Genomic DNA, 18,574 nt, shown 5'->3' with positions numbered 1-18,574 from the left:
AATGACAGGCGGCCTCGCGCCAGTCCAGCACTTCGTCGCGGCTGCCCAGCAGCAGCCAGTAGCGGCCGGCCGAGGGCTGGTCAACGCGTTGCGCCAGCAAGGCTTGCAGATCATCGTCGCCCAGCGTGTAGACCTCGCCGGTATAGGGGTTGGTCTGTTTGCCGGCGAAGCGCGCCAGATCGCGGTCAGGGCGGACGGCGGGGTTGATCAGCGCGGCGGGCCGGCCATGGCGCTCGGCCAAGCAGGTTGCGTAGAAGCCGCCGAGCGAGCTGCCTATCAGCAGCGTGTTGGGCGGCAGCGCCAGCAGCAGCGTCTCGGCCTGGCTCAGGGCCTCGGCGGGATGAGGCGACAGCCTGGGGCAATGAAATTGGATGTCCGGCGCATGAGCGGCGAGCCAGGCGGCGGTTTCGCCGGCCTTCAGCGACAGGGGACTGGAGTTGAAGCCGTGGAGATAAACGATGTGCATGGCGCGGCCCGTTGAACGAATGTGGAAATGGTACGCCGCGATGCCGAGATTGTCAGCGCATGTGTCTCTATGATTGCTGCTTGTTAATATTGAGTAAAAACTCGGGAAAACTCCTTGCCAATCATTGCCAGCCATTGCCATGGAATCCGGCTAAGTGCTCAAATATGCGCCAAATATACCTACACAAAGAGGAGAACCCATCATGACCACCTTGCCCCTTGGCCCGTCCGCGATGCCGCATTCGCTGGAAAGCCTGATCATCGCCTGCGGCTATCTGCAGCACAGCGCCTTGCTGTTCGCCGACGACATCGACCCCGACACCGCCCTGATCCGTTCCGGCTTCTGCCCGCGCCATCAGGTGCAACTGGATGCTCTGGGCGGAATGAGGGTGTGCAGCGAAGTGCAGGAGGAAGTGAACGCCCTGCTGCGGGACAGCCACACCCTGCGCTTCGCGCTGCACGAGATGCTGATGCAGTTTGGCCCGGCCGTATGCAACGAGGCGCTGGCGCGGATCGTGCTGCAGGGCGTGCGCTCGCTGGCGGATTGGCAGCAGGCTTGCCGTTCTTTGGCCGATCTGAGCCGCGGTCCGGTGCGAGTGGCTGCCTGAATGGAACGCGCCGACAGCCTGCGGGGCGGGCTTTTTCGGCAAATAAAATAGCTTGCAATTAAATTGTGCACTATTTAATATGCGGACATGGAAACGCAAGATATCTGCCCGTCCCCGGACGAACTGCTGCGGCTGGATAGCCAGCTGTGCTTCGCGCTGTACTCGGCCTCGCTGGCGATGAACAAGGTCTACCGCGACAGCCTGAAGCCCTTGGGGCTGACCTATCCGCAATATCTGGTGCTGCTGGTGCTGTGGGAGCAGGATCAGCGCTCGGTGTCCGACATCGGCGAGAAGCTCTACCTGGATTCGGCGACGCTGACGCCGTTGCTGAAGCGGATGGAAGCGGCCGGATGGCTGGAACGGCAACGGCTGGCCAGCGACGAACGGGTGGTCATCGTCCGGCTGAGCGAAGCGGGCCGCGCGCTGCGCGGCCAGGCGGAGCGGATTCCTTTGCAACTAGCCTGTCGCAGCGGACTGGCGCTAGACGAGATCGCTAGCTTGCGACAGCAGCTATGCGGCTTGCGCGATCAGTTGTTGCGCTAAGCCCGCGGGCTTTTATTATTTAAATAGCGCACTATTTAATAGCAAGCTTTCCGTATCGCGGAATGATTTACTCAAGGAGCAGTCATATGAATACCCTGCAAAAAGTCCTGTATACCGCCGAAGCCACCGCTACCGGAGGCCGCGACGGCCAGGCGGAATCCAGCGACGGCGCACTGCGGCTCAAGCTGAGCACGCCGCGCGAGCTGGGCGGCCTGGGCGGAGACGGCGCCAATCCGGAGCAACTGTTCGCCGCCGGTTATTCCGCCTGCTTCATCGGCGCGCTGAAAGTGGCGGCGCAGCAGGCCGGCGTGCGGCTGCCGGCCGACGTGGCGGTGACTGGCCGGGTGTCCATCGGCCCCATCGCCCACGGTTTCGGCATCGCGGCCAAACTGGCGGTGTCGTTGCCCGGCATCGATCGCGAAGCGGGTTTGAAACTGGTGGAGGCCGCGCACGGCATCTGTCCGTATTCCAACGCGACGCGCGGCAATATCGAGGTGGAGCTGACGCTGCTGTAATCGCCGCCGTCCGCTGGCGATCCTGCCGTAGCGTTGGTCTGGCTCAGGATGTCGAAACGCGCCGCCCGCTTGCCGGGACGGCGCGTTTTGGCGCGCGGAGAGCGCCGCTCAATCCACGGCTTCGGCCTGGCGGCCTATGGCTTGCTTGTTGCCGTACATCTTGCGGTCCGCGACCGCCAGCAATTCGTCTATCAGCAGGCCGTCTTCCGGGTAATACGCCGTGCCTATGCTGACGCCCACGCTGATTCGGTGTTGTTCCACCTGGTATGGCTGCTGGATGGCCTGCTGCAGCCGCGAGGCCACTTTGTCGGCTTCGCGGTTGGACTCGACGTCTTCCATCAGGATGACGAATTCGTCGCCGCCTATGCGCGCCACGGTATCTTCGTCGCGCACCACTTCCTGGATGCGCGCCGCGATCAACTGCAGCACGCGGTCGCCGGCCACGTGGCCGTAGGTGTCATTGACCGGCTTGAAGCGGTCCAGATCCAGGAACAGCAGCGCCAGCCGTTTGCCGCTGCGGTCGACGCGGCTGATCGCGTGTTGCAGCCGGTCATAAAACAGATTGCGGTTGGCCAGGCCGGTCAGCCGGTCATGGTTGGCCAGGTGGAACAGCTGGTTTTCGCGCTGGCGGCGCAGCCTGCTGCTGCGCACGAAACCGTAGCCGGCGGCGGCCAGTCCGGCGCCCAGCAATAGGCTCAGCATCAGCCAGACCGTCCATTCGAACAGGCCGATTTGCGCCCAGCCCTGCTGCCAGCTCAGCGTGAAACGCAGGGGCTGTCCGTTGCCGCCCAGTTGCTGGGTGGTTTCCAGGCGCGGAAACAGCAGGCGCTCCAGCGCGCTGGCGCGGTTTTCGCCTAGGTGCAGCACGCCGGCCTCGCCCTCCGCCGCGGCATCTTCGCGGTGATGGATGCGCAGCTCCATGCCTGTGGGCAAGTTGAAGCCGGCGGGCAGCAAGGAGTCGGCGCGGATGAACAATATGGCGAAGTGCCGAGGCTGCAAATCCTGCAGATTGGAGGACAGATGGTTGTCTATGCCGCGCAGCAGCGCGTAGCCGGGCTCGCCTTGCGGCAGCTTCATCTGGCGGGACAGCGCGGTGCGGCCGCTGTTCAGGGTATCTTGCAGCGCCTCTCGCAACTGCGGCTGCTGCCAGGCATCCCGCCCCACCAGCCGCAGATTCGATTTCGATTGCGGTTCGGCGAACATCAGCGGGAAATAAGCTTCCTGCCCCGGCGAGGCCATGGCGGCGTCGTCGAAGCCGCGCAGGTGGTAGGCGCGGCCGTATTCGCGCCGCAACTGCTGGCTGTAATCCGATAGTTCGTCAGCCGGGACGCGCTCTATATGGGCCAGGGCGGTGATTTGCGGGTAACGGCGCAGCAATTGCAGCACGAAGGGGTGTTTCTTGCGGGCTTCGCCGCGGTGATCCATGGCGCTGAAGGTGGCGTAGCTGTCGAGCACGGTCTCATTGGTGAGCAGCCGCTGTTTCAGCTGTTCGCTCAATTGCTGCGACTGGTTGTTGAATTGCTGCTCTGCGCCCAATAGGGAGCGGCTGGCGATGGACAACGCGGCGAGCGCGCTGAGCATCAGCCAGAGAGCTATGCATCCAGCATAAACCAGTCTTGCTTGCATGTTAAAACCATCGACATAAATTCGGCAAGGGATGATTCTATAAGAACGAGGGGTTATTTTTTAGCAATAAATCAGAGAAAGGCTTGATTAAGTAATAGTACGTACCGACCCCGCCGGAGCCAGCGCGGCCTTGATGGCGTGGATTTGGCGGCGGCTGACCGGCAGCGGCTCGGCGATGTCGCGCAGGCGGATTTGCCATTGCTCGTCGCCGGTCTGGCTCAATTCCTGCACGGCGTCGCGCATGACCAGGCAGTTGCGGTGGATGCGCAGCACGGTGTCGCCGAGCTGCTGTTCCAGCGCCACCAGCGGCTCGTCCAGCAGGTATTCGCCGTCGCGGGTGACCAGGGTGACGTACTTGAGTTCGGCTTTCAGATAGCGCGCCTCGCCGAAGGGCACGTTGACCATGCGGCCGCGTTGCCGCACCACGAAGCACGGCGTTTCGTCGCGGCCGCCCAGCCGGGCCTGGGCGCGCCGCAACGCTTCGGCCAGCCGTTCGCGGCGCACTGGCTTGAGCAGGTAGTCCGCCGCGTTCAGCTCGAAGGCTTCCACCGCGTAATGGTCGTGGGCCGTGCTGAAGATCAGCTGCGGCGGCAGCGGCAGTTGGCGCAGCTGCCGCGCCAGCGCCATGCCGTCGCGGCCGGGCATGCCGATGTCCAGCAGCGCCACGTCTGCGGGGTGGCGGACCAGCCAGTCCTGAGCGGCCTGGCTGTCGCCCTGGCAATGCACCTGCACCACGCCGAGATCGGCCAGCAACTGGCGCAGGCGTTCGCGCGCCAGATGCTCGTCGTCCACCACCAGCACGCGCAGCCGGCTCAGATCACCCATTGCGGCTTGTCCATCTTGCTGACCACCAGTCGCCAGGACAGCAGGATCTTCTGGAACTTGTTGTTGGTCGGCGCCAGCTCGCGCGCCTTGCCCAGCAGCTCGTAGGCGCGGCGCATATGGCTTTCGTGCCAGCCGTTGCGGCTGACGTAGGCCAGCACCGAGCTGATCAGGTTCAGCATGATCTGCACGTTTTGCGGCATTTCCTCCAGCGCTTTGACGAAGCGTTCGATCGCGGCGTCGAACTCGCCCGATTGCGCCAGGTGCACGGCCTGGTTGTTCAGCTCGGTGACCGATTTGACGTTGCTGGCGATCAGCTGTCGGCCCTGCGGGCCGAGTCCTATCTCTTCGAACATGTCGCCGAAGCGGGCCAGCATGTCCTCGTCGTCGTGATGGTTGCGGATCAGGAACTCCATCACCGCGTCGCCGCGGTCTGCGCGGCCCTGGCGGTAGCAGGCGCGGGCGTATTCCAGCTGCGCGTCCTGCTCCAGCTTGGACGAAAGCTGGCGAAAGCGCTCACCGGCGGCGTCCAGCAGTTCGCCTGCCTTGTCGGCGTTGCCGTTTTGAGTCTGCAACTGGCTGTCCACCACGCCGGCCAGCCATTCGGCCTCCTCGTTGTAGCGGTAGTCGTGGCGCAGATTGCCCAAGGTGCGGCTGGCGGCGGCGCTGTCGCCGCGCGCCAGCTGAATGCGCGCCAGCGTGGCGTAATGGGTGGGGCTGCGGTGCCAGGTGTATTTGGCGATGTCCAGCGTCTGCTGGTAGGCCGTTTCGGCGACGGCCAAGTCCTTGTTCAGCGCCGCGACTTCGGCCAGCTGCTGCTGGCGGCTGAACACCACCGGCGATTTTTCCGCAGCCTGCTGCAGCATGTGTTGGGCGCGCTTCAGGTCGTGGTTGCCGCGGTACAGCCGCGCCAGCCAGTCGTAGGCTTCCATCACCTGGCTGCTGTCGGCCAGCACCGCCTCGAACAGCAGCCTGGCCTCATCCAGCGATTTGAGTCCGGCCAGCGCTTTGGCCAGCCCCATCTTGGCCCAGGTGGCGGGCTTGACCCTGAGCACCCGCATATAAGTGTCGCGCGCGGTGTCGAAGTCCTGGATCTTCAGCGCCAGCGAGCCCTTGAGCCGCATGAAGTCGAGCGCGAACTCGCCGTTCTCCTCGACCTTGCGGTTGCAGGTCTCTATGGCGGCCAGGTATTCATGGCGCAGAATGTTTTCGTCCACCAGCTTGAAGGCCTCGCGCTTGCGCATGGCCCTTTCCAGCCGCGCCCGCAGCACTTCGCCGGTGAAGGGTTTGAGCAGGTAGTCGTCCGGCGCCAGTTCGGCGGCGGAAATCACTCTTTGGGTGCGGCGCTCGCCGGTGACGATCATGAACACGCAGGACTGTTTCAGCAGATTGCGGGTCTTGATTTCCTCGAACAGGTAGAGTCCGTCGTAGCCGTTGCCCAGGTCGTAGTCGCACAGCACCACGTCGAATTCGAATTTGGCCATTTTGGCCAGCGCGTCGGCGGGCCGGGAAGCGTATTCGACGGTGTTGGCGCCGAAGGAAGACAGCGTCATCGCCAGCGCCCGCTGCATCTGCGGCAGGCTGTCTATGATCAGGAACAGCCGCTTGGCGTAGGGATTGTCGTAATTGCGCTGCGGCGCGGCGCGCACGTGATGCACCGGCGCGGCCGCGGCGGTCGGATTGGCTGGGGTATCGCTCATCTCACCTTGATCTGCTTGCGGCATGGTTCTGGTTCAATCGATTGCTGGCCCGCCTCCGCCCCGCGCGCCGCTCAGGCCGGCGTCAGCTTGGCATAACGCAGGTCCAGCCACTTCAATCCATGTTCGGCGAAGTTGATTTGCAGGCGCACGTCCTCGCCGTTGCCCTCGGCGTCTATCACCACGCCCAGTCCGAACTTGGCGTGGCTGACCGCCTGGCCGATGGACAGGCCGTAGGCGTTTTCTGCCCGCCGCTGCGGCGCGGCGCGGCGCGACGGCGCCATGGGCACGGGTGCTTTCACTGTAGCAGACAGCGCATGGATCAGTTCGGCCGGGATTTCATCGATGAAGCGCGATGGAATCGGGTAGCGGCTCTGGCCGTGCAGCATGCGGCTTTGCGCGCTGGACAAGTACAGCCGCTTGCGTGCGCGGGTGATGGCCACATACATCAGCCGGCGTTCTTCTTGCAGGCCCTTGCCGTCCATGATGCTGTTCTCGTGCGGGAACAGGCCCTCTTCCAGGCCGCTGACGAACACGGCGTCGAATTCCAGGCCCTTGGCGGCATGCACCGTCATCAGCTGTAAGGCGTCGCTGCCGGCGTCGGCCTGGTGCTCGCCGGCCTCCAGGCTGGCGGCGGCCAGGAATTCGGTCAGCGCCTGCTCCGGCTGATCCGGGAGGAAGCTCGCCGCGGCGTTGACCAGTTCGTCCAGGTTGGCCAGCCGCTCCTCGCCGTCTTTCTTGTCCTGTTCGTACATATCGCGCAGGCCGCTGCGGTCTATGGCCAGGCTGATGGTTTCGGCCAGGCTGAAGTCGCGGCTCTGCTCGCGCAGTTTTTCGATCAGCAGCACGAACTCGCCTATCTTGGCGGCGGTGCGGCCGCTGCCGGCGCCGCAGGCGGCCTGCCATAGCGAGATGCCCTGCTCGCGGCCGGCGGCCTGCAGGTTTTCCACGCTGCGCGCGCCTATGCCGCGCGCCGGCACGTTGATCACGCGCAGCAGCGCGTTGTCGTCGTCCGGATTGGCCACCAGGCGCAGATAGGCCAGCGCGTGCTTGATCTCCTGGCGTTCGAAGAAGCGCAGGCCGCCGTAGATGCGGTACGGGATCTGGGCGTTGACCAGCACATGCTCCAGCAGGCGCGACTGGGCGTTGGAGCGGTAGAGCACGGCCATGTCGGACAGGGCCAGGCCTTCGCGGTGCAGGCTTTTGACTTCATCGATGATGAACTCGGCCTCGTCGCCATCGCTGCCGGCCTGGTAGAAGCGGATTTTTTCGCCCTCGCCGGCGTCGGTCCACAGGTTCTTGCCCAGCCGGCCGTCGTTCTGTTCGATCAGCGTGTTGGCGGCGTTCAGGATATTGCCCATGGAGCGGTAGTTCTGCTCCAGCCGCACCGGCTCGGCGACGTGGAAGTCGGACAGCAATGCGCGCATATTGCCCACTTCCGCGCCGCGGAAGCCGTAGATGCTCTGATCGTCGTCGCCTACCGCGAACAGCGCGCCGTGCTCGCCGGCCAGCAGCTTCAGCCAGGCGTATTGCAGGCGGTTGGTGTCCTGGAACTCGTCCACCAGGATGTGGCTGAAGCGGCTGCAGTAGTGCGCGCGCAGCGCCTCGTTGCGCGACAATAGTTCGTAGCTTCTGAGCAGCAGCTCGGCGAAGTCCACCACGCCTTCGCGCCGGCACTGGGCGTCGTAGGCGGCGTACAGCTCCACCAGCTTGGCTTCATACGGGTTCAGCGCCGGCGGCAGCGCCTCGGCGCGCAGGCCGGCTTCCTTGTTGCCGTTGATATAGCTCTGCACCGCGCGCGGCGGGTATTTTTCGTCGGACAGCTCCAGGCTTTTCAGCAAGCGCTTGATCGCGGCCTGCTGGTCGGCGGAGTCGAGGATCTGGAAGGCTTGCGGCAGGCCGGCGTCGCGGTAGTGGATGCGCAGGAAGCGGTTGCACAGGCCGTGGAAGGTGCCTATCCACATATTGCGCACATTGACCGGCGCCATGGCCGACAGCCGGGTTTGCATCTCGCGCGCGGCCTTGTTGGTGAAGGTCACCGCCAGGATGCCGGCCGGCGAAGTTTGCCCGGTGGACAGCAGCCAGGCGATGCGGGTGGTCAGCACCCGGGTCTTGCCGCTGCCGGCGCCGGCCAGCACCAGCGCGCTCTTGGCGGGCCAGGTGACGGCGCGCAGTTGTTCTGGATTGAGGCCGGCTAACAGATCGCTCATGACGGGACGTTTTCGCTGCAAAAACGCCATTTTAGCATGCGTCCCGCCGGGACACGGCGAGGCTTACTCCTGCGCCTGGTAATGCGTCAGCATCGCCTTGAGCTTGCCGTTCTTGTGCAGCCGGTCCACGGCGCGGTTCAGTTGGTCCAGCTTGATAGGCGATTTCGGCGACAGCGCGCACATGGTGGGCTGCGACGATACCACCAGCGGATGCAGCTTGAAGGCGGAGGCTTCCTGGGCGTGGCCGCGCGCCCACCAGACGTAGATGAACTCGGTGACGATGGCGACGTCGCTGAGCCGCTTTTCCAGCGATTTGAACAAGAGGTCGAAGCGGGCCTCGGTTTCACGGCTGCTGCGGTTGCTGGTCCACAGGTATTCCAGCTCGGGATAGTGGTAGCCATGCTGGGTGCCGATGCGCTTGCCGGCGAGGTCGTCGAACTGGCGCACCGGCGGCATGCCCTTCAGCGACAGCACGCGCTCGGTCAGCGGATAGATCTCATGGCTCCAGCCCAGGCGGGCGGAATTGCTGTACCAGTCCGGATTGGCGTTGCAGATGAGGTCCACCTTGCCGTCCTCTATCGCTGGCTCCACCCGTTTGCGCGCCAGAATGACGAATTGCGGCTTCAAGCCCAGCTCCTCGGCCAACAGGCCGCCGAGGTCGCGGGTCAGGCCGCCGGTGATGGCGTTGCCATCGCCGGAGAGAATCGCGATGGGCGGCGCGTCGGTATCGGCGACGCCTATGCGCAAGGGTGCGGCGCTGGCGGCGCTGGCGATCAGCGCCAAGGAAAGCAAGCGCCATCTATTATTCACAATAGGCATATGGATTGGTTCTCTTATTCTAATGGGTGCAGTCTGATGCAGGGAACGCCGATGTTATGATGACCCTAGCAAGTCCGGCGACCATTACATACAGTTTTAGACAAAGACGCTGCAATTAACATGACAAAACCATTACCCCATCCTGTCTTTCAGCACCTGTCGCAACGCATCCTGATTCTGGATGGGGGCATGGGCACCATGATCCAGCGCCATCGGTTGGAAGAGGCCGATTACCGCGGCGAGCGCTTCGCCGACTGGCCCTGCGACGTCAAAGGCAATAACGACCTGCTGGCGCTGACCCGGCCCGACGTGATCGCCGGCATCCACCAGGCTTATCTCGATGCCGGCGCCGACATCATAGAGACCAACACTTTCAACGCCACTTCCATCGCCATGGCGGATTACCGGATGGAAGGGCTGGTGTGGGAGATCAATCAGGCGGCCGCCAAGCTGGTGAAAGACCTGTGCGCGGCGCAAACGGCGAAGAATCCGGCCAAGCCCAGATTCTGCGCCGGCGTGCTCGGCCCCACCAACCGCACCTGTTCCATCAGCCCGGACGTCAACGATCCGGGCTACCGCAACGTCAGCTTCGATCAACTGGTGGAAAGCTACAGCGAGGCGATAGACGGCCTGGTGGCCGGCGGCGCCGACCTGCTGTTGGTGGAAACCATCTTCGACACCTTGAACGCCAAGGCGGCGGTGTTCGCCATCCACCAGTATTTCGACGAGCGCCCTGAACAAGCGCGCTTGCCTATCATGGTTTCCGGCACCATCACCGACCAGTCCGGCCGCACGCTGACCGGGCAGACCACCGAAGCCTTCTACAACTCGCTGTCGCACGCCAATGCCGCCAGCTTCGGCCTCAACTGCGCCTTGGGCCCGGACCTGCTGCGGCCTTATGTCGAGGAAATGGCGCGGGTATCGGCCACTTATGTTTCCGTGCATGCCAACGCCGGCCTGCCCAACGCCTTCGGCGGCTATGATCTCGAACCTGAGAAGATGGGCGAGTACGTGCGCGAGTGGGCCGAGAGCGGGCTGATCAACATCGTCGGCGGCTGTTGCGGCACCACGCCGGAACACATCGCCGCCATTGCCCAAGCGGTGGACGGCATCGCGCCGCGGCCCTTGCCGCAGATCGAGGCCAAGTGCCGGCTGTCCGGCCTGGAGCCCTTCAATATCGGCGACGAAGACTTGTTTGTGAACGTCGGCGAGCGCACCAACGTCACCGGCAGCCGCGCCTTCGCCAAGCTCATCCTCAACGGCGACTACGCCACCGCGCTGGACGTGGCGCGGCAGCAGGTAGAGAACGGCGCTCAGGTCATCGACATCAATATGGACGAGGGCATGCTGGACGCCCACGCCGCGATGGTGCGCTTCCTGAACCTGATCGCGTCGGAGCCGGATATCGCCCGCGTGCCCATCATGATCGACTCGTCCAAATGGGAGGTGATCGAGGCCGGTCTGAAATGCATCCAGGGCAAGGGCATCGTCAACTCGATCTCGATGAAGGAAGGCAAAGAGAAATTCGTCGAGCAGGCGCGCTTGATCCGCCGCTACGGCGCGGCGGTGATCGTGATGGCCTTCGACGAGAAAGGCCAGGCCGACACCTACGCCCGCAAGATCGAGATTTGCGACCACAGCTATCGCATCCTGGTGGACGAGGTGGGCTTCCCGCCGGAAGACATCATCTTCGACCCCAATATCTTCGCCGTCGCCACCGGCATAGACGAACATGCGCGTTATGGCCTGGACTTCATCGAGGCCACCGGCTGGATCAAGCAGCACCTGCCGCACGCCAAGATTTCCGGCGGCGTGTCCAACGTCTCGTTCAGCTTCCGCGGCAACAACAAGGTGCGCGAAGCCATCCACGCGGTGTTCCTGTATCACGCCATCCAGCGCGGCATGACCATGGGCATCGTCAACGCCGGCGCGCTGGAGGTGTACGACGAGGTCGACGCCGAACTGCGCGCGCGCATCGAGGACGTGGTGCTGATGCGCCATCCCAAGGACGGCGGCGACGCCACCGAACGGCTGATCGAGCTGGCGGAGAAGTTCAAGGGCGAGGCCGTCGGCGAGAAAAAGGGCGAGGACCTGGCCTGGCGCGCGTTCCCGGTGGAAAAGCGGCTGGAGCACGCGCTGGTCAAGGGCATCACCACCTTCATCGTCGAGGATACCGAGGAAGTGCGGCTGAAGTCGGCGCGGCCCATCCACGTGATCGAAGGCCCGCTGATGGACGGCATGAACGTGGTGGGCGACCTGTTCGGCGCCGGCAAAATGTTCCTGCCGCAGGTGGTGAAGTCGGCGCGGGTGATGAAGGCCGCCGTCGCCCACCTGGAACCGTTCATCGAGGAAGAGAAGATCCGTCTGGGTCTAGCCGACGCGCCGGCCAAGGGCGTCATCATCATGGCCACGGTCAAGGGCGACGTGCACGACATCGGCAAGAATATCGTCGGCGTGGTGCTGCGCTGCAATAACTACAAGGTGATAGACCTGGGCGTGATGGTGCCGTGCCAGACCATCCTCGACGCCGCGCGCGAGCACAAGGCCGACATCATCGGCCTGTCCGGCCTGATCACCCCCAGCCTGGAGGAGATGAGCCATGTGGCCAAGGAGATGCAGCGCCAGGGCTTCGACATCCCGCTGTTGATAGGCGGCGCGACCACCTCCAAGGTACATACCGCGGTGAAGATCGCCCCGCATTACCAACATCCGGTGGTGTACGTGCCGGACGCCAGCCGAGCGGTGGGCGTCTGCTCCAATATGCTGTCGGACACGCTGCGCGACGGCTTCGTCGCCGAAAACCTGGCCGAGCAAGAACGCGCGCGCGAAGGCCACGCCAACAAGGCCAACCGCAAGGTGGTCTCGTTGGAAGCCGCGCGCGCCAATAAAGAGAAAATCGACTGGGCCGGCTATACGCCGCCCAAGCCGCAATGGCTAGGCGTGCGCCGTTTCGAGAATTATTCATTGGCCGAGATCGCCGCCTATATCGACTGGACGCCGTTTTTCCAGAGCTGGGAGCTGGCCGGGCGCTTTCCGCGCATTCTCGACGACGAGATCGTCGGCGAATCGGCGCGCGCGCTGTATGAAGACGCCCAAGTCATGCTGAAGCGGATCGTCGACGAGAACTGGCTGGCCGCCAACGCGGTGATCGGCCTGTTCCCGGCCAGTAGCGTCAATGGCGACGACATCGAAATCCGCAACCCGGACAACAGCGCCAGCCTGATGACCTGGGTGGGACTGCGCCAGCAGCTGCCCAAGATGGACGGCAAGGCCAACTGGGCGCTGGCCGACTACATCGCGCCCCTGGACAGCGGCGTGGAAGACTATATCGGCGCTTTCGCCGTCACCGCCGGCATCGGCATCGAACCGCATGTGAAGCGCTTCGAGGACGCCAACGACGATTACTCGGCCATTCTGCTCAAAGCGCTGGCCGACCGCCTGGCCGAAGCCTTCGCCGAGCTGATGCACGCCCGCGTGCGGCGCGAGTTCTGGGGCTATGCCGCCGACGAGCAGATCGACAACGAAGGCCTGATCGACGAGCTGTACCGCGGCATCCGCCCGGCGCCGGGCTACCCGGCCTGCCCGGACCACACGGTGAAGGCCGAGCTGTTCCAGCTGCTGGACGCGCCGGCCATAGGCATGACGCTGACCGAGGGCTACGCCATGTTGCCCACCGCGGCGGTGTCCGGCTTCTATTTCAGCCACCCGCAATCGCGTTACTTCGGCGTCGGCAAGGTGGAGAAGGACCAAGTGGCCAGTTATGCCGCGCGCCGCGGCGTGACGCTGGAACAGGCCGAACGCGATCTGGCGCCGAATCTGGGGTATGACGCCTAGTCATATCGGGCTTAGACGCGAAAAAACCGGCTTGCCTCGCGGCAAGCCGGTTTTTCATGGAGCGCGCTCAGCGGTAGTTCTGCGCGGCGCGCACGGCGGCGGCGGCGTCGACCAGGCCGGCCGAGCAGCCTGTGCAATTGCCCGGCGCCTTGTGCGAGGTTTGAATCAGCAGATTGCGCACCGCCTTCCAGTCCAGCTGCGGATTGATGGACAGCATCAGCGCCACCAGGCCGGACACGTGCGGCGCCGCCATCGAAGTGCCCATCATCGCCTCATAGGCGTTGTCGTCCTCCGGCGCGGTCTTGCCGCTGTTGATCGTGGAGTAGATGCCGGGATCGCCCACGTTCAGGTCGCCGCCGGGCGCGGTCACGGCCACGGTGGCGCCGTAGTTGGAATAGCTGGCGATGGCGCCGGCCTGGCCGTTGGACGCGACCGAGATCACGCCGTAGCAGCTGGACGGCGAGGCGGTGCGGGCATTGCGGTTGCTGTTGCCGGCGGACACCACCACGATGCCGTTGCGGGCATGGATCTGCTGGATCACGCTGCGGTAGGACTGGGTGCATGGCTGGGAGCCGCCCAGCGACATATTGATCACGCGCGCCGGCGAGGGATTGATCGGCGCGCCCGGAACGGCGGCGCCCACCGCCCACAGCATGGCGTCGGTGATGTCGGCGTCGGTGCCGCCGCAGCGGCCCAGCACGCGCACCGGCAGGATCTTGGCGCGCGGCGCCACGCCGGAAATGCCGTTCTTGTCGCCGCCGGCCGCGGCGATGGTGCCGGCGACATGGGTGCCATGCCAGCTGCTGTCGTCCGCTGCCGAACCAGGGCCGCAATCATTGGCGCTCTTCCAGCTGCCCTGGTCCATGGCGTTGGCCTGGCGCGCGGTCTGGCCGTCCGGACCCGGCTTGAGGCGGGCATCTTCGGGCTTGGAGACGAAGTTATAGCCCGGCTCCAGCAGATTGGGCTTCAAATCCTTGTGCGGGCGGTAGCCGGTGTCGAGCACCGCCACGGTGACGCCCAACCCCTTGCTGAGATTCCAGGCGTCCGGCAGGTTCATCGCGCCCGGCTCGGCGGCGCTGGCCTTCATATCCCATTGCTGCTGCTGGTAGAGCGGGCTGGACGGCTCGAAATTGGCGTGCTTGATGTAGTTGGGCTCGGCGTATTCGACGTTCGGGTCTTGCTGGATGCGGCGCGACAGCTGCTGGGCCTCGTCGGGGCTCAACGCCTTGCCGGTGTGGAACACATAGGCGCCGGTGCCCATCTGGCGCTCGAACCGCAGCGGCACGCCGGTGAGCTGTTGCAGCTTCTGGGCGCGCTGCCTGGCGTCGGCCGGCTGGGCGGACAAGACTTTGCCGCGCGGCAGGCTGGCCGCTTGGGCCGCCAGCTGGGCAGAGGAGACCTGGCGGTATTTGACGATGATGCCGGCCACTTCATTGCCGGGCGCGGCCTGGGCCGCGGCGCTGGCGACACCCGCCGCCAACAGCAGGGACGCGAGTTTAAGCTTTTTCATATTTTGGTTTTCCGGTAGGCGTTGCGCTTAGCTCTTCAGATAGGGAATGGTCTTCAGGCTGGCCGGAGGCGCGGCGTCGCCGGCCGACGGGCCGCCCCAACTGACGAACCGGCCATCCTTGGCGACGGCGAGGAAGCCGCCCAGGCTGGTGTGGTAAATGGCGCGGATATTCTTCAGTTTGTCCTGCACGGCGCGGCTGTCGCCGCCGTGCATGGGCGCGCCCCAGGTCACCACGCTGCCGTCCTTCTTCAAGGCGGCGAAGGCGTAGTCGTTGGCGTATAGCGCCACGACATTGTTCAGCTGCGCCTGCACCGCGCTGCTGTCGCCGCCGCGGGTCTCGTCGCCCCAGCTCACCACGCTGCCGTCTTTCTTCAGCGCGGCGAAGGCCAGCTCGGTGCTGGCGATGTTGACCACATTGTTCAGTTGGGCCTGGGCGGCGCTCGGGTCATTGCGCTGCTTGTCGCCCCAGGTCACCACGCTGCCGTCTTTTTTCAACGCGGCGAAGGCGGCCTTGCTGGCGAAGACCTGGGCCACATTGCTCAGGCTGGCTTCCAGCAGCGTCAGGTTGGCGCCCTTGTCGAACTGCCCGCTGCCTATGGTGGACACGGCGCCGTCCTTGCCCAGCACGGCCAGGACCGAGCCATTGCCTATCAGGTTCAGCGCGTTTTGCGGCGCGGCCTCCTGGCCGTTGAAGAAGTCTTCGGTCTCCCAGTTGGTGCCCCAGCTGACGACGCTGCCGTCTTTCTTCAGCGCCGCGAACTGGTAGTCAGTGGCGTAGAGCTTGACCACGTCCTTCAGTTTAGCCGCGACGGGCGTCGTGTCGCCGCCGCTTTCCGGATCGCCCCAGGCGACGACGGTGCCGTCTTTCTTCAGCGCGGCCACGGCCGCGAGGTTATAGCTGACGTCGCGGATGTCGCGCAGCTGGCTCAAGGCATCCGCGGACGGGAAGGACTGCGCGGCGGTTTTCCAGCCGCCTAGGCCGCCGAAGGTCTTTTGCGTCACGCCCCAGGTGGCGACGCTGCCGTCTTCGTTCAGCGCGACGAAGCTGCGCAGGGTGGGCCACAGCTTGACCACCTTGCCGAAGGCGCCAGCCGCCGCCATGAAGCGGTTACTGGTCGCGCCCTGGGCCGAGACGAAGGGCGACTTGGCCCACACGCTGCCCCAGGACACCACCTTGCCGTCGGCTTGCAGCGCCGCCAGCGCGCGCTCGTTGCCCACTACCTGCACCACGTTCTTGGGCTGCTGTTCCGCTTTCAGCTGCGACAGATCGCCGCCCAGCAGCTTATCGCCCCATACGGCCAGCGTGCCGTCGCCCTGGATCACGGCGAACGCGCCGGGGCTGGCGAACACGTTTTGCGCGGCCAGCGTCAGCGTGGCGCTGGCATTGCCGCAACTGGCGGTGACTTGCAGCGGGTGCTCGGGCGCCGGGTCGGCCACGCTGGCGCCGCTGGCTGCCAGTTGGGCATTGTCCGCTGCGGCCCAGCTGATCTTGGCGCCGCCGACGCAGCCTTCGCTGCTGGCGGTCAGCGTGTCGCCGCGCGCGCCGAACACGTCCAGCGTCAGCTTGGGCTGCTCCTGCAGATTGTTTGCGTTGCGGGCACTGCCGTCGTCTCCGCCGCCTCCGCCGCAGCCGGCCAGCGAGCCGATCAAGCCTATGCCGATGGATAGCGTGCCGAGACGCCGCTTGTTTGTTCCCCTTTGCATGGGATCTCCTTTGTCCAATCACGGATGGTTGCGCGCACTGATTTTGTTAATTTGCATGAGGTGCGCGAATAAATATTAATGACAAAGGTATTTAATGGGGAGGGGATTCGGCTGGAGAGTTTGGCGAAGGCGAGAGGGATTGTTTGGGGAATATCGACGCTATTGCTTGAAATTGCAGATGAATTTTGAGAGTCATCCAGAGTGGGTGATTTGAATTCCGCACAGGCAAAATTATTTCAAAGGCATGATTTGTGTCATTTTTGCGACACGAAATGTCTTTTTCAGGACGGTGCGCGATTCTCAGCAAGCCAAGCAGTATGGGCCTCAGAGTGCCCACAGCAAGGGTAGCAGGCCTAAGGCGGCCAGCAGCAGCAAACCCGCCAGGCTTTGCCCGCCGGTCTCGCGCGAGCCAAGGGCGCGCGCATACGCGCCCTTGGCCGCATTGTTGGCGGCGGCGGCGATCAGGATGGCCGATCCGGCCACCGGCAGCGGCGTCAGCGCCGGCGTGGACTGGGTGATGCCCATGATGAAAGGGTCGACGTCGCTGACGCCCATTACCGCAGCCAGGGCGTAAACGCCGGCCGCGCCCAAATACTGCGCCGCCAGCCGGGTGGCGACCAGCATGGCGATGAACAGCAGGGCGAACAGCACGGCCGCGCCCAATTCCAGCGGATTCTTGGGCTGGTAGGCCGTTCCGGCCGCTGCGCCGTCGCGCCCGCTGCGCGACCATAGCCAGCCTCCCAGCAAGGCCAGCGCGGCCAAGGCTGAAAAAGCCGGCCACAAACGCTGCAACAGCGCGAAGTTGAACAGGGCGAGAAAAGCCATCAAGCGCAGATACATCACGCCGGAAGCCATCAGGATGGCGCCTGAATACAGCCGCGGCGAGCCGGCCTCGGCCGAACGGCGCGCCATCACCACGGTGGTGACGGTGGAGGAATAGGCGCCGCCGGCCAGCGCCGCCAGCAACAGCCCGTCCCTGCCCTGGTGCAGCCGCTGCAGCAAATAGCTGCCGTAGGACACGGCGCTGACCGCCACCACCACCAGCCAGGTCTTGAACGGGTTGATCTGAAAGCGGCCTATGGCCTCATCGGGCAGCAGCGGCAGGATCACCGCCGCCAGCAGCAGGAACTGGGTGAAGGTCAGGATATCGGCCGGATCGATGCGCCGCGCCAGGCTTTCCAGACGGGATTTGAATTCCAGCAGCAAGAGGCCGGCCACGGTCAGCGCGGTGGCCAGCCAGTACAGCTCGCGGCACACCAGCACGCCTATCAGATAAGTGGCGAGGCCGGACATCTCGCTGGTGACGCCGGAATAACCGGACGCGCCCAGCTTGTGCCAGTACGACATCAGCAGAAACGCGGCCACCACGGCGAAGCCCAGGCCGACCGGCGCCCAATCGCCGTTGGCCAGCGCGGCCACGACATAGCCGATCAGGCCGATCAGCGGATAGGTGCGCACGCCGCCGAAGGCGTAATGATCGCCGCCGGCCTTGCGCTCCTCGCGCTCCAGGCCGATCAGGAAGGCCAGGAACAGCACCAGGGTGATTTGCGTCGCCTCAGGCGGCAGCCAGTCTAGATAGCGCATCGCGGCTCCCGCTCGCGGAGTTTATGTCTTTACGATATCCCGCCGCCGGCCCGCTGTATACCGGCCGGCGGCGACGCGGTTTGCGCCAGATCATCCAGAGCGGGACGGTTGTCATATGCTGTCGCCGGTTTTAGGAGAGAGGGGCGATATGTCCAAGTTGCTGAGTGTGGCTTTTCTCGCCTGGTGCTGAGTGCTGAGCGCGCTTTCGGTTTGTGCCGGGGCGGTGCCCGATACGTCGAAGCAGATTCTGTCGCGGTTGAGCGGTCACATGTACGCCATCGAGGAAACAGCGCAGCCATGGTGCCATGGGCAATGTGCAGCCATGGCGATGCCTGATCCATGCGTTGCACTTGGAGCCAGAGACAGTCCTATTGATCAGGCCCCGCGTGGATCCGAATAGCGTGCTCGACCTCAGCGGTATCGACTGCATGGGTGTGGCAGATCGGCTCTACAAAATGAAGCGATTGTTAACATGATTTTGTTTTTGTAAACGATATGTTAACATATTTAAGAAGTCGTTGTTTTTGAACCCTATTCGCAATCAGGGCCATTCAATGCTATCTCATGCCAGCTTGCATAGCGCCAGTAACTGGTCTGGCGACCAACCCAGTTGTTCGCGTGCCGCTTTGATATTGTG

13 protein-coding genes are annotated in these 18,574 nt (G+C 64.3%); 4 read left to right on the top strand and 9 right to left on the bottom strand.

Features of this window, described 5'->3' with window-relative positions; all coding sequences use genetic code 11:
• On the bottom strand, positions 1–466 hold a 466-nt coding region (locus C2I19_RS16700; protein ID WP_103903791.1), incomplete at its 3' end, for a YqiA/YcfP family alpha/beta fold hydrolase.
• A 202-nt stretch (positions 467–668) separates the two neighbouring features.
• Here C2I19_RS16700 and C2I19_RS16695 point away from each other — a divergent pair.
• The 3 genes from C2I19_RS16695 (at position 669) to C2I19_RS16685 (ending at position 2,131) form a co-directional block, all read left to right on the top strand.
• Positions 669–1,073 (top strand): hypothetical protein, encoded by a 405-nt coding sequence (locus C2I19_RS16695; protein ID WP_103903790.1) that lies wholly within the window; start codon positions 669–671, stop codon positions 1,071–1,073.
• Between the two features lie 87 nt (positions 1,074–1,160).
• Complete coding sequence (locus C2I19_RS16690) at positions 1,161–1,616, top strand: MarR family winged helix-turn-helix transcriptional regulator (RefSeq protein ID WP_103903789.1); 456 nt, start codon at positions 1,161–1,163, stop codon at positions 1,614–1,616.
• Between the two features lie 86 nt (positions 1,617–1,702).
• Positions 1,703–2,131, top strand: coding sequence for an organic hydroperoxide resistance protein (locus C2I19_RS16685; protein ID WP_103903788.1), 429 nt, complete (start codon positions 1,703–1,705; stop codon positions 2,129–2,131).
• A 108-nt stretch (positions 2,132–2,239) separates the two neighbouring features.
• Here the strand turns inward: C2I19_RS16685 and C2I19_RS16680 are convergent, their stop codons facing one another.
• From C2I19_RS16680 to C2I19_RS16660, 5 genes are all read right to left on the bottom strand, one after another.
• The gene (locus tag C2I19_RS16680; protein ID WP_158253743.1) at positions 2,240–3,712 is read right to left on the bottom strand and encodes a sensor domain-containing diguanylate cyclase; all 1,473 of its coding nucleotides are present in this window, start codon (positions 3,710–3,712) and stop codon (positions 2,240–2,242) included.
• A gap of 132 nt (positions 3,713–3,844) precedes the next feature.
• The gene (locus tag C2I19_RS16675; protein ID WP_199181236.1) at positions 3,845–4,582 is read right to left on the bottom strand and encodes a LytR/AlgR family response regulator transcription factor; all 738 of its coding nucleotides are present in this window, start codon (positions 4,580–4,582) and stop codon (positions 3,845–3,847) included.
• On the bottom strand, positions 4,570–6,279 hold the full coding sequence (locus C2I19_RS16670) for a response regulator (RefSeq protein ID WP_103903786.1): 1,710 nt from the start codon (positions 6,277–6,279) through the stop codon (positions 4,570–4,572). The genes C2I19_RS16675 and C2I19_RS16670 overlap by 13 nt, the downstream gene beginning before the upstream one ends.
• A gap of 71 nt (positions 6,280–6,350) precedes the next feature.
• Positions 6,351–8,486 carry a UvrD-helicase domain-containing protein gene (locus C2I19_RS16665; RefSeq protein WP_103903785.1) on the bottom strand — a complete coding sequence of 712 codons (2,136 nt, stop codon included), beginning with the start codon at positions 8,484–8,486 and terminating at the stop codon, positions 6,351–6,353.
• A 63-nt stretch (positions 8,487–8,549) separates the two neighbouring features.
• Complete coding sequence (locus tag C2I19_RS16660; RefSeq protein WP_103903784.1) at positions 8,550–9,305, bottom strand: substrate-binding periplasmic protein; 756 nt, start codon at positions 9,303–9,305, stop codon at positions 8,550–8,552.
• A 120-nt stretch (positions 9,306–9,425) separates the two neighbouring features.
• Here C2I19_RS16660 and metH point away from each other — a divergent pair, with 120 nt between their 5' ends.
• The gene (gene metH, locus C2I19_RS16655) at positions 9,426–13,139 is read left to right on the top strand and encodes a methionine synthase (RefSeq protein ID WP_103903783.1); all 3,714 of its coding nucleotides are present in this window, start codon (positions 9,426–9,428) and stop codon (positions 13,137–13,139) included.
• Positions 13,140–13,206: 67 nt separating this feature from the next.
• Here the strand turns inward: metH and C2I19_RS16650 are convergent, their stop codons facing one another.
• The 3 genes from C2I19_RS16650 to C2I19_RS16640 form a co-directional block, all read right to left on the bottom strand.
• Positions 13,207–14,649: a S8 family peptidase gene (locus C2I19_RS16650; protein ID WP_103903782.1), complete on the bottom strand. Its 1,443-nt coding sequence runs from the start codon at positions 14,647–14,649 to the stop codon at positions 13,207–13,209.
• Positions 14,650–14,676: 27 nt separating this feature from the next.
• Positions 14,677–16,353, bottom strand: coding sequence for an RCC1 domain-containing protein (locus C2I19_RS16645; RefSeq protein ID WP_103903781.1), 1,677 nt, complete (start codon positions 16,351–16,353; stop codon positions 14,677–14,679).
• A gap of 324 nt (positions 16,354–16,677) precedes the next feature.
• Positions 16,678–17,937, bottom strand: a complete 1,260-nt coding sequence (locus C2I19_RS16640; protein WP_103903780.1) for an MgtC/SapB family protein — start codon at positions 17,935–17,937, stop codon at positions 16,678–16,680.
• Positions 17,938–18,574 lie beyond the last annotated feature (637 nt).

The organism is Chromobacterium alticapitis (assembly GCF_002924365.1).
GTDB classification, from domain to species: Bacteria; Pseudomonadota; Gammaproteobacteria; order Burkholderiales; family Chromobacteriaceae; genus Chromobacterium; species Chromobacterium alticapitis.
The sequence above is the reverse complement of the archived record's forward strand: the minus strand, read 5'-3'. Positions and strand labels throughout refer to the sequence as shown.